General features: G+C 63.0%; 19 protein-coding genes. 5 read left to right on the top strand and 14 right to left on the bottom strand.

The window, feature by feature from the left end:
* The first annotated feature begins 18 nt into the window (after window positions 1-18).
* Window positions 19-924, top strand: a complete 906-nt coding sequence (locus tag ACK8CP_RS07250) for a branched-chain amino acid aminotransferase (RefSeq protein WP_414833809.1) — start codon at window positions 19-21, stop codon at window positions 922-924.
* Window positions 925-1,022: 98 nt separating this feature from the next.
* Here ACK8CP_RS07250 and ACK8CP_RS07245 read toward each other — a convergent pair whose 3' ends face one another.
* The 8 genes from ACK8CP_RS07245 to ACK8CP_RS07210 form a co-directional block, all read right to left on the bottom strand.
* A complete protein-coding gene (locus ACK8CP_RS07245) occupies window positions 1,023-1,502 on the bottom strand; it encodes a molybdenum cofactor biosynthesis protein MoaE (RefSeq protein ID WP_414833808.1) in 480 nt (159 codons plus the stop codon).
* A 64-nt stretch (window positions 1,503-1,566) separates the two neighbouring features.
* Complete coding sequence (gene moaD, locus ACK8CP_RS07240; protein ID WP_414833807.1) at window positions 1,567-1,824, bottom strand: molybdopterin converting factor subunit 1; 258 nt, start codon at window positions 1,822-1,824, stop codon at window positions 1,567-1,569.
* Window positions 1,821-2,420: a CDP-diacylglycerol--glycerol-3-phosphate 3-phosphatidyltransferase gene (gene pgsA, locus ACK8CP_RS07235; protein ID WP_414833806.1), complete on the bottom strand. Its 600-nt coding sequence runs from the start codon at window positions 2,418-2,420 to the stop codon at window positions 1,821-1,823. The genes moaD and pgsA overlap by 4 nt, the downstream gene beginning before the upstream one ends.
* 112 nt (window positions 2,421-2,532) lie before the next feature.
* Window positions 2,533-4,587 (bottom strand): excinuclease ABC subunit UvrC, encoded by a 2,055-nt coding sequence (uvrC, locus tag ACK8CP_RS07230; protein ID WP_414833805.1) that lies wholly within the window; start codon window positions 4,585-4,587, stop codon window positions 2,533-2,535.
* A gap of 43 nt (window positions 4,588-4,630) precedes the next feature.
* Window positions 4,631-5,620, bottom strand: a complete 990-nt coding sequence (gene gnd, locus ACK8CP_RS07225; RefSeq protein ID WP_414833804.1) for a phosphogluconate dehydrogenase (NAD(+)-dependent, decarboxylating) — start codon at window positions 5,618-5,620, stop codon at window positions 4,631-4,633.
* A 34-nt stretch (window positions 5,621-5,654) separates the two neighbouring features.
* The gene (locus ACK8CP_RS07220; RefSeq protein ID WP_414833803.1) at window positions 5,655-6,407 is read right to left on the bottom strand and encodes an SDR family oxidoreductase; all 753 of its coding nucleotides are present in this window, start codon (window positions 6,405-6,407) and stop codon (window positions 5,655-5,657) included.
* 3 nt (window positions 6,408-6,410) lie between these two features.
* Entirely contained in the window at window positions 6,411-7,355 is a 945-nt protein-coding gene (locus tag ACK8CP_RS07215; RefSeq protein ID WP_414833802.1) for a calcium/sodium antiporter, read from the bottom strand.
* A gap of 94 nt (window positions 7,356-7,449) precedes the next feature.
* On the bottom strand, window positions 7,450-8,223 hold the full coding sequence (locus ACK8CP_RS07210; protein WP_200170579.1) for a glycosyltransferase family 2 protein: 774 nt from the start codon (window positions 8,221-8,223) through the stop codon (window positions 7,450-7,452).
* 243 nt (window positions 8,224-8,466) lie between these two features.
* Between ACK8CP_RS07210 and ACK8CP_RS07205 the strand changes: the two genes are divergently transcribed.
* Window positions 8,467-9,099: an outer membrane protein gene (locus ACK8CP_RS07205; RefSeq protein WP_414833801.1), complete on the top strand. Its 633-nt coding sequence runs from the start codon at window positions 8,467-8,469 to the stop codon at window positions 9,097-9,099.
* Window positions 9,100-9,162: 63 nt separating this feature from the next.
* Here ACK8CP_RS07205 and ACK8CP_RS07200 read toward each other — a convergent pair whose 3' ends face one another.
* Window positions 9,163-10,203 carry a DUF1176 domain-containing protein gene (locus ACK8CP_RS07200; protein WP_414833800.1) on the bottom strand — a complete coding sequence of 347 codons (1,041 nt, stop codon included), beginning with the start codon at window positions 10,201-10,203 and terminating at the stop codon, window positions 9,163-9,165.
* Window positions 10,204-10,286: 83 nt separating this feature from the next.
* A complete protein-coding gene (locus ACK8CP_RS07195) occupies window positions 10,287-10,739 on the bottom strand; it encodes a hypothetical protein (RefSeq protein ID WP_128293817.1) in 453 nt (150 codons plus the stop codon).
* A 196-nt stretch (window positions 10,740-10,935) separates the two neighbouring features.
* Between ACK8CP_RS07195 and ACK8CP_RS07190 the strand changes: the two genes are divergently transcribed.
* Window positions 10,936-12,999 carry an elongation factor G gene (locus tag ACK8CP_RS07190; protein ID WP_414833799.1) on the top strand — a complete coding sequence of 688 codons (2,064 nt, stop codon included), beginning with the start codon at window positions 10,936-10,938 and terminating at the stop codon, window positions 12,997-12,999.
* 126 nt (window positions 13,000-13,125) lie between these two features.
* On the opposite strand, the gene ACK8CP_RS07185 is transcribed toward ACK8CP_RS07190, so the two are convergent.
* The 3 genes from ACK8CP_RS07185 to ACK8CP_RS07175 all read right to left on the bottom strand — a co-directional run bounded on the left by ACK8CP_RS07185 (window position 13,126) and on the right by ACK8CP_RS07175 (window position 16,151).
* Complete coding sequence (locus ACK8CP_RS07185; RefSeq protein WP_234627727.1) at window positions 13,126-14,016, bottom strand: LysR family transcriptional regulator; 891 nt, start codon at window positions 14,014-14,016, stop codon at window positions 13,126-13,128.
* 63 nt (window positions 14,017-14,079) lie between these two features.
* Window positions 14,080-15,048, bottom strand: coding sequence for a thioredoxin-disulfide reductase (trxB, locus tag ACK8CP_RS07180; RefSeq protein WP_414833798.1), 969 nt, complete (start codon window positions 15,046-15,048; stop codon window positions 14,080-14,082).
* 182 nt (window positions 15,049-15,230) lie between these two features.
* Window positions 15,231-16,151, bottom strand: coding sequence for a mitochondrial fission ELM1 family protein (locus ACK8CP_RS07175; protein WP_414833797.1), 921 nt, complete (start codon window positions 16,149-16,151; stop codon window positions 15,231-15,233).
* 546 nt (window positions 16,152-16,697) lie between these two features.
* Here ACK8CP_RS07175 and ACK8CP_RS07170 point away from each other — a divergent pair.
* Window positions 16,698-17,108 (top strand): DUF3775 domain-containing protein, encoded by a 411-nt coding sequence (locus ACK8CP_RS07170; RefSeq protein ID WP_414833796.1) that lies wholly within the window; start codon window positions 16,698-16,700, stop codon window positions 17,106-17,108.
* 145 nt (window positions 17,109-17,253) lie between these two features.
* Window positions 17,254-17,616 (top strand): hypothetical protein, encoded by a 363-nt coding sequence (locus ACK8CP_RS07165; protein ID WP_414833795.1) that lies wholly within the window; start codon window positions 17,254-17,256, stop codon window positions 17,614-17,616.
* Between the two features lie 39 nt (window positions 17,617-17,655).
* Here ACK8CP_RS07165 and ACK8CP_RS07160 read toward each other — a convergent pair whose 3' ends face one another.
* On the bottom strand, window positions 17,656-18,375 hold the full coding sequence (locus ACK8CP_RS07160) for a hypothetical protein (protein WP_414833794.1): 720 nt from the start codon (window positions 18,373-18,375) through the stop codon (window positions 17,656-17,658).
* Window positions 18,376-18,440: the final 65 nt, after the last annotated feature.

The following is an 18,440-nucleotide window of genomic DNA, read 5'->3' as shown; positions in this document are numbered from 1 at the left end:
CAAGGGTAGGAGAAATCAATGGCAGGCGTTCCATTCGATCAAATGCAAGGCAAAATCTGGCTCAATGGCGAGTTCGTCGACTGGGCCGATGCGAAGATTCATGTGCTGACGCATGGTCTTCACTACGGCAGCTGCGTATTCGAGGGTGAGCGCGCCTATGGAGGGGTAGTTTTCAAGAGCCTCCAGCACACGCAGCGCCTTCACGCGTCTGCCAACACCTTGGATTTCAAGCTGCCTTACTCGGTTGAGGAAATCGAGGAGGCGAAGGCCGAAGTTCTGCGGGTGAACAACTTCACCGACGCATATCTGCGGCCCTTTGCCTGGCGCGGCAGCGAAATGATGGGTGTTTCCGCCCAGAAGAACCGGATCAACGTGGCGATCGCCGCCTGGCAGTGGCCGTCTTATTTCGATCCGGAAGAGCGGCTGAAGGGCATCCGGCTCGATATCGCGAGCTATTGCCGGCCGGATCCGCGCACCGCGCCGGTCCACGCCAAGGCCGCCGGGCTTTATATGATCTGCACGATCTCCAAGCATGCCGCGGAGAGCAAGGGCTATGCCGATGCCATGATGCTCGATTGGCGCGGGCGGGTTGCCGAATGCACGGGCGCCAACATCTTCTTCGTGAAGGATGGTGTGCTGCATACGCCGGAGCCTGATTGCTTCCTCAATGGTCTCACCCGCCAGACGGTCATCGAGCTCGCAGAAGCGCGGGGTATCGAGGTCAACGTGCGGGCGATCATGCCCGAAGAGCTCGACGGTTTTTCCGAGTGCTTCATCACCGGGACGGCCGCAGAGGTGACGCCGGTCGCTGAGATCGGACCGTATCACTTCACGCCGGGCGAGATCTCGAAGACGATGTTTGAGGATTATATCGCCGCCGTGACGCCGGTTTCGGCGCCTCAGAAAGTGGCTGCCGCAGGCTGACGCCCGCGGCCATCTGGTTGAATTCGAAAAGGGCGCTGCGGCGCCCTTTTTGCTGTCTGCGGAGGGGCGAGAGCCGCATCTCGCCCCGGTCAGAGGCCTCAGGGCTTCTGCCAGCGCCCGGCTGCGGCATCGTCCGTGGCCTTCGCCCGCACCCAATCACCGTCACGATCGCCGCCACGATCGCCGGCGCGTTCTTCCTTCTTCCAGAAGGGTGCGCGGGTTTTGAGATAATCCATCATGAAGGACGCGGCCTCGAACGCGGCCTGGCGATGGCTCGAGGCGGCAGCCACGAGGACGATCGGGTCGCCGGGCACGATGCGGCCATGACGATGAATGGCTGTGAGCCCGCTCAAAGGCCATCGCGCGGCGGCTTCTTCGGCGATGCGGCCGATTTCGGCCTCAGCCATGCCGGGATAGTGCTCCAGCGTGAGCGCGGCGAGCGTGCCGCCTTCATCGCGGCAATAGCCGGTGAAGGTGACGAGCGCGCCGACATCACTGCGCCCCTCGGTCAGCTGCTTACTTTCTTCTTCGGCATCAAAGGGTTGCGGCTGGATCCGGATTCTAATTGTGCAGGACATGAATCACTTTCTCAGCCTTCGCCGCACTCCCGCAGATCGTGCGGTGACTGCAAGAATGGCGGCATCAGCCGCCGGTCATCGGCGGGAAGAAAGCCACTTCTTTGGCGCCTGCGAGTGCTGCGTCATGCTCCACATGCTCGTGATCGATCGCGGCGCGGATGATGTCCGGCTCGGCGAACGCGGCCGCATAGCCTTCATCCTTGTTGGCGAGCCAGCTGATCAAATCGCCGACCGTCGTGACGTCGCCCGGCACGTCGAGACTCTCTCCAGGGCGTCCGATGCGCTCACGCACCCAAGCGAAATAGCGCAGTTCGAGGCTCATTCGTCCACCAGATGCTTCAGGCCTGCGCGGAAATAATCATAGCCGGTGTAGAGCGTCACGATCGCCGCAAGCCAGAAGAAGGCGAGGCCGAGATCGATGATGATGCCGCTCTTGGCGCCCTGGATTGCCGGCGCGATCAAAAGCGCGGCGATCGCGAAGAGCTGCATCGTCGTCTTCCATTTCGCGAGCTTGGTGACCGGCACGCTCACGCGCAATTCCGCCAGGAACTCGCGCAGTCCGGAGACGAGGATTTCGCGCATCAGGATGATGATCGCCGCCCAGATCGTCCAGCCGGCGAGCATTCCGTCCGCCACCAGAATAAGGATCGCCACGGCGACGAGAAGCTTGTCGGCGATCGGGTCGAGCATTCGGCCGAGGGCCGATTGCTGTTCCCAGATCCGAGCGAGATAGCCGTCGAAATAGTCGGTGACGGATGCCGCCACGAAAATGACGAAGGCGATCCAGGGACCGATCTCGGGGATGAAGAAGGCACCAAGCAGCGGTGCCGCCGCGATCCGACCGTAGGTCAGGACGTTCGGTATCGTGAAAGCCTGGATGTGCGGGGTGCGGGCCGCGTTCTGTGCTTCCATGGTCATGCCTCAGCTTGTTCCTTGCCCGCTCGCAGTGTCAACGGTCTCAATAGCAGTGCCTGACAAAACTTTTGTAATTGTCACGCTGATTGTTAGCCAAGACCGGTGCCATTTTGTCTCAGCCGCCGTGTTCGTGGAAATGGTCGTAAATGATTTCCGCCATTTGCTCGGAGATTCCCTCCACATCCATCAGGTCTTCCACGCCGGCGCGGCTGACGGCGCGGGCCGTGCCGAAATGCCGGAGAAGCGCACGTTTCCGCGAAGGACCGATCCCCGAAATCTCGTCGAGAGGATTGGCGGTCATGGCCTTTTTTCGGCGGGCACGGTGCGAACCGATGGCAAAACGGTGCGCCTCGTCGCGCAGACGCTGAATGAAATAGAGCACTGGGTCACGGTGGGGGAGCATAAAGGGGGCTTTCCCCGCCATGAAAAAGGTCTCGCGCCCCGCTTCGCGGTCGCGGCCCTTGGCGATGCTGACCACCGGTTGATCTTCGATCCCGAGCTCTTTGAGAACGGTTAGAGTGGCGGAAAGCTGCCCCTTGCCGCCGTCGATGACGATGAGATCTGGCCAGGCGGGGATCGCATCGTTCTGGGGTTCGCCAGCCTCCGCAGCTGCTTCGCCCTCCGGATTGCGCGGACCGGCCTCCTTGAGAAGCCGTGAAAAGCGGCGGGTGAGAACCTCGCGCATCATGCCGAAATCGTCGCCGGGTGTGATCTCTTCGGAGCGGATGTTGAACTTGCGATAATGCGGTTTGGAAAAGCCCTCGGGGCCGGCGACGATCATCCCGCCGACGGCATTCGTGCCCTGGATGTGGCTGTTGTCGTAGACCTCGACGCGCCTCGGAGGAGAGGGGAGGCCAAACGCCTCTCCGAGCCCCTGCAGCAGGCGAGCCTGGCTGGAGGTTTCCGCCAGCCGCCGCCCCAACGCTTCGCGCGCATTTGTGAGCGCATGCTCGACGAGCTCGCGTTTCTCTCCTCGCTGCGGAACATGGACCTGGATGCGATGCCCCGCGCGTTCGCTGAGCGCCTCGGAAAGCAGCGTGCGTTCCTCGAACTCTTCGGAGGCGAGAACGAGTTTCGGGACCGGCTTGTCGTCATAGAACTGCGCCAGAAAAGCCTGCAGAATCTGAGCCGCATCCATCGTCTTGTCGGCTTTGGGAAAATAGGCGCGATTGCCCCAATTCTGCCCGGTGCGGAAGAAGAACACCTGAACGCAGGCCATGCCGCCCTCCTGATGGATGGCGAAGACATCGGCCTCTTCGACGCTCTGCGGGTTGACGCCCTGGTGGGACTGGACATGCGACAGCGCCGCCAGCCGGTCACGGTAAACTGCCGCCTGCTCGAAATCGAAGCGAGACGAGGCGGCCTCCATTTCCTGGGCGAGCTCCGTGCGCACGGCCTGACTTCGGCCGGACAGGAAGGCGCGGGCCTCCTCGACGAGCTTCGCATAATCCTCGACCGAGATCTCCCCGGTGCAGGGGGCCGAACAGCGCTTGATTTGATAAAGGAGGCAGGGGCGGGTTCGGCTCTCGTAGACGGAATCGGAGCAGGAGCGAATGAGAAACGCCTTCTGCAAGGCATTGATCGTGCGCCCGACCGCGCCGGCCGAGGCAAAAGGCCCATAATAGTCGCCGGCGCGTTTGCGCGCCCCGCGATGCTTGACGATCATCGGCGCCTCATGATCGCCGGTGATCAGGATGTAGGGGAACGACTTGTCGTCCCGCAGGAGAACGTTAAAGCGCGGCCGCAAACGCTTGATGAGATTCGCTTCCAGGAGAAGCGCCTCGGTTTCCGTGCGGGTGCGCACGAAATCCATCGCCGCCGTGGCGCGGATCATGCGGGCGATGCGGTTGTTCTGGCCGCCGAGCCGCGTGTACGAGACGACGCGCTTCTTGAGGCTGCGCGCCTTGCCGACATAGAGCACCTGACCGTGCTCGTTGATCATGCGGTAGACGCCGGGTGCGTTGGGCAGGGTTTTGACGGCAGCCGCAATCACGTCCGCACCGGGCTCGGCCCGGGGCAGCTCCTCAAACGCAATACCGGAAACCGGCTCTGCCGCAGGTGCACGAGGCGCGTCGGAGGCCGTGGCGGCGTCTTCGGATGAGACGGAATCGGCCGGGTCCGCTGTCTGTGCGACCTCGGGCTCCCGACCGTTGCTGATATCCTCACTCATATGTCGTCCAAGATAGGCGCTCGTCAGCGTTTGGGCACCCGCCTCACGCCCTTTCGCTCTTGCTCCCGCCCTCGATATGCCCGCCGAACTCAGCCCGGAGAGCCGAAAGCAGCTTGTCGGAAAAAGTGCTTTCGCGTCTGGAACGGTAGCGCGCGAAGAGGGCCGAGGCGATGGTGGCAGCCGACACCTCTTCCTCGACGGCGGCCTCCAATGTCCAGCGGGCCTCGCCGGAATCGGCGACATGTCCACGGAACGATTCAAGCGCCTGGTCCTTGGCGAGCGCTGAGGCCGAAAGATCGAGGAGCCATGAGCGGATCACCGAACCCCGGCGCCACACCTCGGCAATGTCCGCGCAATCGAGCTCGAAACGCTCGTCTTCCGGGCGTGCAGCTGTCCCGGCATTGCGCAGGATATCGAAGCCTTCCGCGTAAGCCTGCATCAGCCCGTATTCGATGCCGTTGTGGATCATCTTGACGAAATGGCCGGAGCCGGCTGGCCCGCAATGCATGTAACCCTGGGCGGGCCGACGATCGCGCCCGTCCCGGCCGGGTGTCTCCGGGAGATCGCCGATGCCGGGTGCGAGGGCCGCGAAGATCGGATCGAGGCGCGTAACCTCTGCTTCCGGACCGCCGATCATCATGCAGAAGCCTTCGCGCTCTCCCCAGATGCCTCCGGAAACACCGACGTCGAGATAGGCGATGCCCTTCGGCTCCAAAAAGGCGCGTCGTGCCACGTCGTCCTTATAATACGAGTTTCCGCCATCGATGATGCAGTCGCCAGGGGAGAGGATATCGGCAAGCGCGCGGATCGTGCTTTCCGTCGCCTCGCCATGCGGGAGCATGACCCAGACCGCGCGGGGCGGTGTGAGTTGGGTGACGTCCTTCAGATCCGCGAGCGGGCGCGCGCCCTCGCTGGCGAGCGCATCGATCGCACTTTGGTTGCGGTCGAAGACGAAGGGTGTGTGACCGGATGCCATCAGGCGTCGGGAGAGGCCGGCGCCCATGCGGCCGAGCCCAATCATCGCTATGTCCATCGAGTTCTCCTGTTGCCGCGGGGAGGGCGGCTGTTCACGTGAGATGCTGTCCGCTGTCCAGGGCAATGAACTGACCCGTCAAAGAGCGGGTCTGCCACAAATAGCGGATGGTACGGCCGAAATCGGCGAGGTCCACGGAACGCCCGAGAAGCGTTTCCTGTGCGATTTCGCGCTCGAACCCCGCCTCGCCATCATGCGGATTGGGCAAAGTGGGCCCGGGGCCGATCGCGTTCACTCGGACATCTGGGGCGAGCGCCTGGGCAAGCGTCTGCGTCGCCGTCCACAGCGCGGATTTGGAAATCGTATAGGAGACGAATTCGGCGTCCGGCTTCAAAACCCGTTGGTCGACGATGTTGACGACGAGGCCTTCGACGCCCGGCGGCAAGAGCCTGGCGAAATCGCGCGTGAGGAAGATGGGCGCTCGCAGATTGATCGCGAGCTGTTTGTCCCAGATCTCCGCGTTCACGCTCTCTGCCGCGTCATCCCAAAAGACGGAGGCATTGTTGACGAGGAGCGTGACCGGCCCGAGGGCGCCGGTGACGCTGGGAAGGAGCCCTTCCACAGCCTCGATGTCGGCGAGATCCGCCGCGAACACGGCTGCCTCTCCGCCGGCATCGCGAATGCCCTGAGCGACGTCCTCCGCCTCGTTCTTGGAGGTGTTGCAGTGAATGGCGACCCGCCATCCGCGCAGCGCCAGATCTTCCGCGATCGCGCGGCCGATGCGTCGTCCTCCGCCGGTGACGAGTGCGGTGCGCTGCGATGGATCTGAAGATGGACGAGCGGACATGGCTCAGGCGCCTGGAAGGGCGACGGCGCCCCAGATGAGGCCACCGTAAAAGAGGACGAGGATGAACCCGCCCAGGCGGCCGATCGGCCAACGCATGCCAAGGAACGGGACCAGGACGAGCGCGGCCGCAACCATCGCCCAGAATTCATAGTGCAGGAAGTCGGGCGGCACGACCAAAGGTACGGCACTTGCGGTAACGCCGAGGATGAAGAGGATATTGAAGATGTTGGAGCCGATGGCGTTGCCGAGGGTCATGTCGGAATGACCGCGCCAGGCGGACATGACCCCGGCGGCGAGTTCCGGCAGCGAGGTGCCGACGGCGACCACCGTGACGCCGATGACAGTCTCCGAAAGGCCCAGCATCTCCGCGAGCCCGATGGCTCCCTCGACGACGAAGTCCGCCGCGAAAGGCAGAACGACGAGGCCGCCGATGGCCATCAGTGCGGCGAGGGCTGGCGAAAGGTTGGTGCGGAGCTCTTCGATCTCCTCCTGCTGGCGCCGGGAATCGCGGGTCACGAGGATCTGGGCGACGAAAAAGGCGATAAAGCAAAGAAGGAGAATTCCGCCGTCGAGCCGGCTCAAAGTCCCGTCCCAGCACAATGCGATGAGGAGAACGGTGGCTGCGACCATGACGGAAAAGTTCCGCTTGAGCCCGGTCGCGTTCACGGCCGTCGCGAAGATCAGGGAAGGAAGACCGAGACACAAGAGGATGTTGGCGATGTTGGAGCCCACCACATTGCCGATGGCAATGCCGCCCGACCCGGCAAAACCGGCCTTCAAAGACACCACCAATTCCGGGGCCGAGGTGCCGAGTGCGATGATGGTGAGGCCGACGACGAGGGGCGGTATGCGGAACCGCTCAGCCAAAGAGACACTGCCTCTCACCAGGATGTCGGCGGCGATCATGAGGAAGATGAGGCCGGCGATGAGGGTGAGGAGGCTCGACATGGGCGGCGGGATCCGATCCGTTGGGCTGCAGCGCCCCATATAGGCGGGTATTCGCCGGTCAACAGCCCCGTTGTCGTGCGCGACGCGGCGGCCGTCAGGTCGAGGAAAGCTTCTGACGAGCCTCCAGGAAGCGCCGAATACGGCGTTGTTTCGCCGCCGCAATTTCATGCGCATAGCGCGCGCCCAGCACTCCACCCGTCCAATGACGACGGAAAATGAAGTACTTAGCGAATTGCATCGGGTACTCGGTGAGAAGCCTGAGCCTCAAAACGAGGGGCGATCGTCGCCCGGCCTTCTCGATCGTCTGGAGATCGGAATAGCCATCGAGCTTGGCGCGAATATGCGCGAACGAGCGGAACGAGAAATGCCACACGGCCCCCGGCACGAGGCCCGACGGCAGACCATGGTCGACGACGCGATCGTCGGTCAGGCTCGGCGAATATCGCGCGACGCGCCTGTCGTAGAGGCGAACCGGGCTGACGAAGTCGGCAAAAAGCCGCGGATGGTGATGGCGCGGATAAATCGTGACGATGCGGATGCGATAAAGGCTGAGCGGAGGTTCGCCATCGGCGAACAAGGCGCTGATGCCGCCGACGACTTCCGGCTGAGGAACCTCGTCGGCGTCGAGGTTGAGAAGCCAATCGTAGCGGCATTGCTCTTCTGCGAAACGCTTCTGGGGGCCGAAACCCTGCCAGTCGTGATGCACGACGCGCGCGCCGAGGCGTCGCGCCAGCTCCTGCGTGCCGTCGGTGGAGCCGGAATCGACGACGACGATGTCGTCGGTCAGGCCGCGGACGGCCGCGAGCGTCTCGCCGAGGCGGTCGGCTTCGTTGCGGGTGATGATGAAAATGGAGAGAGGAACGGTCACTTGCGGCTTGTGCGAATTGTCACAGATTGAGGTGGAAGAGGCTCTATTGCAGGGAATCACCGGCGTAGGTGTGGCAGCTGAGACACGTTAACTCTTGATCACGGAATTGTTCAGGTTTCACCCTTTTTTCGGCCGGCGGTGATCACAATCTAAGGCTAGCTCCGAACGAACGCCGGCTGTAAGATTTCATCGGAACGTCTTCCGGCCTCAAGCGTTAAGGTTGTCGGAGAAGTGGAGGTTATCGTGCGCACACCACTGGTTCTCGCTGCTGCTTTCGGTCTGGTGGCATCGTCTGCGCTGGCTGCCGATCTGCCGGCGCCCGAAACCTATACCTCTGTGCCTCCGATGGTCACCTCGACCGGTCCGAACGATTGGTCCGGCTTTTATCTCGGCGCCATGCTCGGCTATTCCACGGGCGAGAGCGATACGAGCGGCGGCAACGTCGACGTCGACGGTGTCGATGGTGGGATTTATGCCGGCTATCAGCGCCAGTTCGATCAGTTCGTGGTCGGCGTGGAAGCGGATGCGCTCGCCTCTGGCCTCGACGGCAACGACAACGGCATCTCTGTCGAGCAGAACTGGAGCGGCTCACTGCGCAGTCGCGCAGGCATCGCGCTCGATCGCTTCCTTCTCTACACGACGGGTGGTGTCGCCCTGAGCGACGTCAAGGCGAAGTCCGGTGGCGTGAGCGACAGCGATACGCGCGTCGGTTGGACACTCGGTGCAGGTGCTGAAGCCGCGATCACCAAAAATCTGACGGCGGGTGTCGAGTACCGCTACACGGATTACGAGGACAAGACCTTCAGCCTTACGGGGCCGACCCCGGTCGATCTCGATACGCATTCGGTCCGCGCCCGCGTCGGCTACAAGTTCTAGGGCCTCTTGGGCGCGGGGCCTGCGTCCCAGACCAAAAGATACGCGATGAATGTAAGCCCGGCCTCAGGTCGGGCTTTTTTGTGGCTGTTTGCCGTGCTCGTAGATGACGGGCCAGTCGGCCGGCAAACGGCCCCGGCATTCCTCTTCGGCGGCATAGCGGTCGAGCCGGAAGGCATAGTCCAGGAAGGTGAAATCGGCTTGCGTGCCGCAATCGCCGACGCCGCGTCCAAGCGTGGTCGCTGAAAGGTGGTCGCCTTTAAGCTCGACATTGAACAAGAGATCGGTCCCGCTCCAGCCATAGGCCTCCGACCATTGCGGGAAATAGAGTGTCTGAAGGCCGCCGATCTCTCCGGTCTCGCGCAGATAGATCCGATAGGTGACATTGTAGGCGGCGACGACGCAGGGAATGGCGTAGACGATGGCCGTATCGCTGACCCGCGAGATGAGCGGCGGAATATCCCGCATCAGCTCGCTGTCGAGCGCTTCGCACGCGCTGGATTGTTGGTGTCGTTCGAGAACGACCGCCGGGATGGCGGAGGCTTCGATCGACAAGGTCTCGATATCCGTCGCCGTCTGTGCGTCCACCGCGTCCTGATCGGGGGCGGACGCGAGGCGCTCTTCCCCCACGATACCCATTTGTTCCTCTGCCCACAGCAAGGAGGCGGAGAGGCCCGAAAGAGAGAAAAGCTGGCGGCGCGGTTCGCCGGTGACGTCGATATATTCCACGATGAGCTGCGTTCCGTCCTCCAGGGCGCCGATCAAAGCGGCCCGCAGACGATCGTTGCCGCGGACGAAACTCCGTCCGGCCTCGCCGGTAAAACTCCAGTCCGATCGAGCCTGCAACACAGTCTTGTCGCCGTCGATCAAAAGGGTCAGAGGGCGGTTGGGATCAGGCAGCGGGTCGGAGAAGTCGAAGCGAATGTACCAGCCGGCGGCCCCTTCGCTTCGATCAAGGGCGAATTGCGTGGAGGGCCCCTTCACTTGGGCGCTGCAACCGGCGTCAGGGGAACAGGTCACCGACCAATCGCGAAAACTGTTCGTCTCCTGCGCGAGAGCGGGAGAAACGACGAGCAGGGGGAGGGCGAGAAGGCTGAGGCCGCGCATACACCACCTCCAGCGGCCTCATTGGCCCCGGGTTGGACGTCAGACAAGCAGATACCGCCCAAATGGTCGGCCGCAGACGTGACTTATCGCATCGTCCTGCAATCGGCGTCATAGACCCGCCAGGGGTCGAGGCCGAGAACGCAGAAATCGATGCCGCGGCCGAGCGAGGCAAAGCCCATATTCTCTTGAACGATGTAATAGACCGGGCGCACGGTTCCGTCGCTCATGAGCGCGCGCGCCTCGCAACGGTCGTTCATGATCCGGCCCGGAGCCGTGCCATCCGTGTAACGCAGGCGGGGCTCGACGACGCTGTCGATCAAAAGACCGCGATGCCAGGTGTTTTTCTCCGCCCAGGCGAAGCGTTCGACGATCCGATTGAGAACGCCCGGCTCATCGCAGCTCGTCGGCTGTGCGGGTGCCACGGCATAAACCCCCGCATCGTAGCCACGCGCGAGATCGGCGGCGTAGGCCTGCGGCTGAGCGAGACATGCCGCGAGGACGGCTCCAAGACCCAAAACCAGCCTATTCATGCGCATTCCGTCCTCCGCTTTTGCGCGACCATGCGCGGGGGAGCCCCGCGAATCAAGCATGCCAGGAAGAATAGCTCGGACGTGTTGCAGACTTGCAAAAAGCCGCGTCCGCTGAGACGATCTGTGGCTACCGTAACCTACGCGCAACGCGCTAGAAATCGGTTGTGATGGAGTTTTCAATTTCAGGGAAAGGAGCGGCGAAATGAGCGGCAGAGACGCAGGAGGTGCGAGGCGCGAGGGGCCGCGATGCATCGCCATCGTTGGCCCCTTCGCGAGCGGTAAGACCAGCCTCTTTGAAGAGATCCTTTTCCGAACCGGCGCGATCCCCAAAGTTGGGGCGGTGGCCTCTGGGAACACCGTCGGTGATGCCTCGCCGGAAGCGCGCGAGCACGCGATGAGCGTCGAGCTCAACACGGCCACGACCACCTTCATGGATGAAACGTATTGTTTCATCGACTGCCCGGGCTCCGTTGAATTCGCTTACGAATCCGACCCGGTTCTCGCCTGCGTCGACGCGGCGATCGTGGTCGCCGAGCCGGACGACAAGAAGATTCCTGCGCTCCAGGTGGTGATGAAGCATCTGGAAGAGCGCAACGTGCCGCGGCTCTTGTTCTTCAACAAGATCGATCGCGCTTCGGGCGGCGTGCGTGACGCACTTGAACTCTTGCAGCCGGTCTCGTCCGTGCCGCTCGTCCTGCGTCAGCTGCCGATCTGGAAGGATGGCATTGCGGTCGGGTTCGTCGACCTCGCGCTCGATCGGGCTTTCCTCTACCGCGAGCACGCGCCGAGCGAAGTCGTCGATATGGCGGAGATGGAACGCATGGAGAGCGAAGAAGCGCGCTTCTCCATGTTGGAATCGCTCGCCGATCACGACGATGCGCTGATGGAACAGCTTCTGGAAGACATTCAGCCGCCCCGCGACGACGTTTTTGCCGATCTCGTCAAAGAGATGCGCGCGAGCGAAATCGTTCCCGTCTTCCTCGGCTCGGCCGCGAATGGCAATGGCATCATGCGCCTCTTGAAGGCGCTGCGCCACGAGGCTCCCGACGTCACCGACACCCGCGCCCGTCTCGGTCTTGAAGACGCAGCCGGGCCGCTCGTGCAGGTGATGAAGACCATTCATACCAGCCATGGCGGCAAGCTTTCCTTAAGCCGGGTTCTTGCCGGATCGGTGGAAGACGCCGCCGAACTCGACAATGCGGCCGGCCCAGCAGGCAAAGTCTCAGGCATCTACGATCTCGTCGGACAGAAGACGGCAAAGCGTGGGACCGCCAAGGCCGGCGACACCGTCGCTCTCGGCAAGCTCGACGGGGCTGTGACCGGCGATACGCTGTCCGCCAAAGGGGCGTCGGTTCCCAAGATCGCGGTGCCGAAGCCCCCGCAGCCGGTGCTGCACAAAGTCGTGCGGCCGAGTGAGCGCAAGGATGACGTGAAGCTGTCGGCCGCTCTTGCCAAGCTCGTCGACGAAGCTCCCTCTCTTGCCGTCGAGCACCGTCAGGAAACGGGCGAGACGGTCGTGAGCGGGCAGGGGGAAATGCATCTGCGCGTCGCGCTCGAACGGCTTGCGAGCAAGAACGGCCTGTCGATCGAGACCTCCGTTGCGACCGTGCCCTATCGCGAGACCATCAAAGGCTCGGTGACGCAGCGTGGCCGCCACAAGAAGCAGTCGGGCGGACATGGTCAGTTCGGCGACATCGTCGTCGACATCAAGCCGCTGCCGCGCGGCTCCGGCTTCGTCTTCAACGAGACGATCTCCGGCGGCGTGGTTCCGCGTCAGTATTTCTCCGCGGTCGAAGCCGGCGCAAGAGAAGCGCTCGAAAGCGGCCCGCTTGGCGGGTTTCCTGTCGTGGACGTCAGCGTCACTCTCACCGACGGTTCCTATCACTCCGTCGATTCGTCCGAGCAGGCATTCAAGATGGCGGCACTCCTCGCCATGCGGGAAGGCTTGCCGCAATGTCAGCCGGTCATCCTGGAGCCCGTTCTGAAGGTCGAGGTCACTGTGCCGAGTGATGCCACGCCAAAGGTGAACGCCATCGTCTCCGGTCGGCGCGGCCAGCTCCTCGGTTTCGACGGCAAGCCGGATTGGGAGGGCTGGGACGTGATCTCGGCACTCATTCCGGAAGCCGAGATTGCCGATCTCATCATCGAGCTGCGTTCGGCCACGCAAGGCGTCGGCACGTTCACCTCAAGCTTCGATCATCTGGCCGAGGTGCATGGGCGGCTTTCCGATGACATTCTGAAAGCAGCCTCGAAAGAGGCGGCGTAGCCTCTCGAAGTTCTGTTCCAACTGGCGCGGCCGAGAGGCCGCGCTTTTCATATGCGAAGAGAGTGACGCGGCAAGGCGTCACGAAGACGACCTCAGGCCACGCTCATTGCGGATGCGGCGTTCGGCTCAATAATGCCAGCGGCGCGCCATGGCGATGAGGAAATCCCGGAAAACCTGGACGCGGGCAGAGTTCCTGAGCTCTTCCGCGTAAACGAAATAGGTGTCGAACGCCGGCACTTCCGCTTCCGGCAGAATGGCCACCAGCGGCGACTGCTCGTTGACGAGGTAGTCGGGAAGCATGGCGATGCCGAGCCCCTTTTCGATGGCACGCCGGATCGCCACGACATTGTTGATCGCCATGATTGGAGTGCGCGGCTCGCCGCTTTCGCGGCCGCTGCTCATCAGCAGATTCATGTCGCGGAGATAGGCCGGGGCATTCTCGCCATAGACGATGATGCGGTGTTCATCGAGCTCGGCCACGCTTTTCGGCTGTCCGAAACGCTGAAGATAATCGGGCGAAGCGTAGACGTGGAAGTGCACCGTGAAGAGCTTGCGCTGAATGAGGTCCGGCTGGGTGGGCGCCCGCAGTCGGATCGCCACATCGGCCTCGCGCATCGAGAGGTCGAGCTCGTCATCGTCGAGCACGACCTGCAGATTGATCTGCGGGTAGAGGTCGATGAACTCGTTGAGACGCGAAGCGAGCCAGCTGGAGCCGAGCCCGACTGTGGTCGTGACCTTGAGAGCGCCCGATGGCTGCCCCTTGGAATCGGCGAGTTCTGCCCGGGTTTGTTCGAGCTTCACCAGCACTTCGCGCGCTGTGCGCACGAGGAGTTCGCCCTGCTCCGTCAAAATGAGGCCGCGGGCGTGGCGGTGGAAGAGGGGAACTCCGAGCTCTGATTCCAGTGCGCTCACCTGTCGGCTGACGGCCGACTGGCTCATGTTGAGCGAATCGCCGGCATGGGTAAACGACCCGGCTTCTGCCGCCGCGTGGAAGATCCGCAGCTTATCCCAATCCATCACACCCCCTTCAGGGTCCCTGCGCCCCTGAGGTCTTGAACGTTGCGCGTCGAGACAGGTGGCCTACTCGGCCGCCTCCTGCCTTGCTTCCAGCGCGAAGAGGTATTTCTCCGCCTCCAGAGCGGCCATGCAGCCCTGGCCGGCCGCGGTAACCGCCTGCCGGAAAACGTCGTCGGTCACGTCACCCGCCGCAAAAACCCCGGGGATATCCGTCGCCGTCGAATCGGGCGCGGTCCACAGATAGCCGTTCGGCTTCAGGCGAAGCTGGTCTTTGAAAAGAGACACGGCCGGTGCGTGACCAATGGCAATGAAGATGCCGTCGACCGCGACTTCCGAGATCGCGCCGCTCCGGACATTGCGAATTTTTGCCCCGTTCACCGCCGGCGGAAAGCCGCCCTGGCCCAGCACTTCCTCGATGGCGGAGTCCCACATCACACTGACATTGTCTCGGGTGAGGAGACGATCCTGCAGGATCCGCTCGGCGCGAAGCGCGTCGCGGCGGTGCACGAGCGTGACGTGGCGGGCGAGGTGGGACAGATAGAGCGCTTCCTCGACGGCGGTATTGCCGCCACCGACGACGAGAACGTCCTTATCTTTGTAGAAGAAGCCGTCGCAGGTGGCACAGGCCGATACGCCGAAACCCTTGAAGCGTTCCTCCGACGGCAGGCCGAGCCAGCGTGCCTGCGCACCCGTGGCGATGACGACGGCATCCGCCGTCCAGACATCACCGCTGTCGAGGGTCAGTCGAAAAGGCCGGGTGGTAAGCTCGGCCGAGACGACGATATCGCTGACGATTCGGGTTCCGACATTCTCCGCCTGGCTGCGCATCTGCTCCATCAGCCATGGGCCTTGGATCGGCTCCGCGAAGCCCGGATAGTTCTCCACCTCAGTGGTGATTGTGAGCTGTCCGCCAGGCTCCATCCCGGCGATCAGGACCGGCTCGAGGAGAGCCCGCGCCGCGTAGACGGCTGCCGTATAGCCGGCGGGACCTGATCCGATGATCAAGAGCTTGGCGTGGTTGGCCGTTGGCATGGTCGCACCCATCGCAGGTTGGTCTGTCCAGATAGGCGGCAACTTCATAAAGGGCAAGCCGAGCATGCCCCTCCGTCACCAGGTTTCGGCCGAAGGCGGGTTGTTTGGTGCGCCTGGTGCAACCCAGGCGCTGTTTTGGGGGCTTTCCGACGTTGCGGCGCTCCTGCCGGAGCGCATGACCTTCAGCTCAAAAGACGCTCGCGCACGACTTCGGCCGCATAAGCGGTGGCATCGACGGCGCCGGCCCCCTGAAACTCCAGATCGACCCCATCGGGCCCTGTCAGAGACACGAGACCGCGGGCGTCGAGATTTGAGGCGAATTCGTCATGACGGCGCGAGCGTCCATTGAGCGGCAGGAGATTGACCGGATGCCCGCTCGCGACAGCTTCTGACACCATCGAGACGGAATCGGCGGTCACGATCAGGCGATCGGCCAGCGCGAGAAGCCCAAAATACGGATTGTCGCCGCTTCCGTCCCATTGCCAGTACCAGGGCTCTGGATGGAATTCCCCGGCGAGAGCTTGCTTGACGCGCTCTTCGGTTCGCCGCGAGGGTGTCACGACGATACGCGCCCCGGTCGCTTCGTGCACGCCGCGGATGATCGCCTTGAGCCGAGTGAGGAAGGCCTCGCTCATCCAGTAATGGCGGGTCGGGCCCCCCAGAACGACACCGATGAGGCTGTTTTCCGAACCCCGGAGGCGGGGGCCCCATTGAGCTGCTGCCTCGTCGAGTTTCTCACGCGTCACACGATGCAGCGCCGTGTCGACATTGACGACGTTCTCGCCGGCAAGGTGGTCGTGGCGCATCGAAACGACGAGATCGAAATGGTGTACGGGCGTCAGCGGATTTTGAATGTGCACCGTCCGCGTGGTGCCTTCCGAAGCGCTATGAATTGCGATCGAGGCGGCGGTGGAACGGCGTCCGCAGCTGATCAGGAGATCCGGCCAGGGCGGCGTGAGAAGGTCGCGTGAGGGATCGAGGCCGGTCAGTGCCGCAGGGCACAAATGTCCCGGAAGCCACGACCAGGGCTGGCGCAGCCGGATCGTTTTCTCCTCGAACGGCACGCCCAATCGTTCTGCCAATCCGAGGGCCTGGCTGCGCATGCCGGCCTCGCCGGTCGTCAACACCCAACAGCGGGGCTTGGGTGGATTTGCGGAATGCGGAACCATGATCTGACGAAGGCCGGCGAGAAGTTGAAGCGCGGGAACCGGTAGCATGCGGGAAGCCGGCGCGCCAAGTGCGCCTTCGGGCGCGGCCACGACGGCGTTTTCGGGTCCGTTTTGCCGACTTGGAAGGCAGTGAGTGCCTATGTTTCGGGCACATGCATGGCTGGCATGCACACTCTTTCATTGTGATCGACCGATTGTCGGACGATAAAGCGGGAGCTGACGAGCTCTTCGGGCACTTCCCTGTGGCCGCAGAGAGCAGCTGTTCCCCTCTTGGACGGCCGGTCGTTGACCGGCTCCAAACTCTCCCGACGAGTCCTGGATATCAAACACCGGGGCTCGTCTTTTTTTTTGTTTCAGGCTAGTGGCTTCCTGGGAGGGAACGGTTGTCGGCGCAGGCCACGTGACAACGCGTTCCGCTACAAGATGCAACACTCGTGTTAGGCTTTTTTGAAGGCCGGCACACAAGCAGAACACGGAACAATGGCTGTCGATCTTTCTCTCGATCCCTCGACCATCCGCCTTTTTGCCGACAAGGCACGCACGCTCAGTGCTGATCTGGAGGCGGGGTACGAGGACGGCCGCGAGCACGAAATCGATCTCGACGCCGAGGGGATGCACGAATCGCATCACCACGATGCGCTCGCGGAAGAAGAGACCGACGACCAGACCGAGCAGGAGCTTCGCGAGCTCATCGACGATCTGAATATCGATGAAGCGGCGGATCTGGTGGCGATCGTATGGATCGGGCGCGGGGATTACGGCGCCGACGATTGGGACGAGGCGCGCTCCGAAGCGAGAAGCCGCGCCCAGGGCAAGACCTCCAAGTACCTCCTCGGCATGCCGCTTCTCGCGGACCATATCGACGCCGGTCTCGACGCGCTGGATCTCTAGGCCGTCCGTCTGGTCAGGGTGGCGCTTTCACCCTGCGGCTCTTTCTGAGCCGAAGCGAGAGCGTGGCGGCAAGCGCCGCTCTTGCAGAGCCATCGCGGAAACGGCACCGTGGCGCCATGGTGAATCAATCCTTACCGGGATCCCCGTGCTGTTCCTCTCAAATCTCCGCCTGATCGTCTCACTGATCGCGCTGGGCCTTCTCGGCCTGCCATCTTCTGCTTCCGCGGCAGACGCCGCTTTGCGCCGTGATGCGGTCATCCGCGCTCTGCCAAATGATGCGTCTGAGGTGCTCGGTGATGTGGCGAGAGGCTCCGAAGTCGTCGTCAACGGCTGCGCGCAGGCGGAGGGATGGTGTCTGGTACGCTCCCGCTCGGGCGGTGCGCGACATGGCTGGCTCCGAGGCGATGTGCTGACGGCGCTCGGGTTCAGTCGCCGGAGCGAAATCGGCGATGATGCTGCCATACATATCGAGACCGATGGGCCGGTGACGATCGTCGTCCTGCGATAGGGCGATCCAACGACGCTCAGACGAGGCGTCGATTCGGCGTCACCATCTTCGATAGAGTTGCAGGCGAAGGCTGGCGTTCTGGCTGTCGAGCCCGATGTCGGAAACCGCCCCTACCAGCGACATGCCTTTGATCAGCTGCTGTTGGGCTTCGAGAGAGCTGTGCCAGGTGAAATCGGTATCCGACACGTATGACTGCGCCGTGAGCGCGGTGTCGGTCGGCAGGATGTCGAGCCGCAGATAAGGTGCGGTCGCCATCGTCTGCTCGGCGTTGGAGCCGACGCCGGAGCCGGAGAGGGCGTAACTCAGCTGCAGCGACGCTTCGATGAGATTGCCAAACGATTCCTGGCGCCCGATACGGGCCGCTATCCGGTAGCTGTTCTCTTCGGGGATCACATTGCCTTCGATCCACGCCTTGTCCCATGTCCAGTCGTAATCCGGGAAAGGGCCGGGCAGGGCCAGACTGTACCATGCCACATCCCGCGGCCGGTTCCCCCATTGCCACACGCGCGTGTCAACACCGTGGGAGCCGCTGCCGGTCGTGCCGATGTCGACCCCGAAGCGACCTTCCCAATCACCGGGGCTTTGAGCTCCCAGTGTGTAAATGGCCGCGCCGTCGGCGAGCGGCGAACGATTGACGATCAGCCAGTCTCGTTGATCCGCCTCTGCCGATGAAACGAATGCGTGCAGGCCGAGGACGGACAAGATTCCGAGCGTCATGATTTGCGGTCGGACGCGGCCGACGCCGAGAGTGATCCGCAAGTCTCCAAACTCCAGGTCAGGTGAGCCGGTACGAAGACCCCCGGACGTTCCTCCAAATTCGAATT

Origin of the sequence: Afifella sp. YEN Y35, from assembly GCF_047553465.1 — a bacterium.
GTDB lineage: Bacteria > Pseudomonadota > Alphaproteobacteria > Rhizobiales > Afifellaceae > Afifella > Afifella aestuarii.
The sequence above is the reverse complement of the archived record's forward strand: the minus strand, read 5'-3'. Positions and strand labels throughout refer to the sequence as shown.

What these genes read in the sequence shown, in the direction of transcription:
- ACK8CP_RS07190 (WP_414833799.1), top strand. Translation starts at nt 10,936, where the DNA reads ATGAGCGGCAGAGACGCAGGAGGTGCGAGGCGCGAGGGGCCGCGATGC.
- ACK8CP_RS07250 (WP_414833809.1), top strand. Translation starts at nt 19, where the DNA reads ATGGCAGGCGTTCCATTCGATCAAATGCAAGGCAAAATCTGGCTCAAT.
- uvrC (WP_414833805.1), bottom strand. Translation starts at nt 4,587, where the DNA reads ATGAGTGAGGATATCAGCAACGGTCGGGAGCCCGAGGTCGCACAGACA.
- ACK8CP_RS07195 (WP_128293817.1), bottom strand. Translation starts at nt 10,739, where the DNA reads ATGCGCATGAATAGGCTGGTTTTGGGTCTTGGAGCCGTCCTCGCGGCA.
- ACK8CP_RS07175 (WP_414833797.1), bottom strand. Translation starts at nt 16,151, where the DNA reads ATGCGCAGCCAGGCCCTCGGATTGGCAGAACGATTGGGCGTGCCGTTC.
- gnd (WP_414833804.1), bottom strand. Translation starts at nt 5,620, where the DNA reads ATGGACATAGCGATGATTGGGCTCGGCCGCATGGGCGCCGGCCTCTCC.
- ACK8CP_RS07170 (WP_414833796.1), top strand. Translation starts at nt 16,698, where the DNA reads ATGGCTGTCGATCTTTCTCTCGATCCCTCGACCATCCGCCTTTTTGCC.
- moaD (WP_414833807.1), bottom strand. Translation starts at nt 1,824, where the DNA reads ATGAGCCTCGAACTGCGCTATTTCGCTTGGGTGCGTGAGCGCATCGGA.
- ACK8CP_RS07185 (WP_234627727.1), bottom strand. Translation starts at nt 14,016, where the DNA reads ATGGATTGGGATAAGCTGCGGATCTTCCACGCGGCGGCAGAAGCCGGG.
- ACK8CP_RS07220 (WP_414833803.1), bottom strand. Translation starts at nt 6,407, where the DNA reads ATGTCCGCTCGTCCATCTTCAGATCCATCGCAGCGCACCGCACTCGTC.
- ACK8CP_RS07200 (WP_414833800.1), bottom strand. Translation starts at nt 10,203, where the DNA reads ATGCGCGGCCTCAGCCTTCTCGCCCTCCCCCTGCTCGTCGTTTCTCCC.
- ACK8CP_RS07245 (WP_414833808.1), bottom strand. Translation starts at nt 1,502, where the DNA reads ATGTCCTGCACAATTAGAATCCGGATCCAGCCGCAACCCTTTGATGCC.
- ACK8CP_RS07215 (WP_414833802.1), bottom strand. Translation starts at nt 7,355, where the DNA reads ATGTCGAGCCTCCTCACCCTCATCGCCGGCCTCATCTTCCTCATGATC.
- pgsA (WP_414833806.1), bottom strand. Translation starts at nt 2,420, where the DNA reads ATGACCATGGAAGCACAGAACGCGGCCCGCACCCCGCACATCCAGGCT.
- trxB (WP_414833798.1), bottom strand. Translation starts at nt 15,048, where the DNA reads ATGCCAACGGCCAACCACGCCAAGCTCTTGATCATCGGATCAGGTCCC.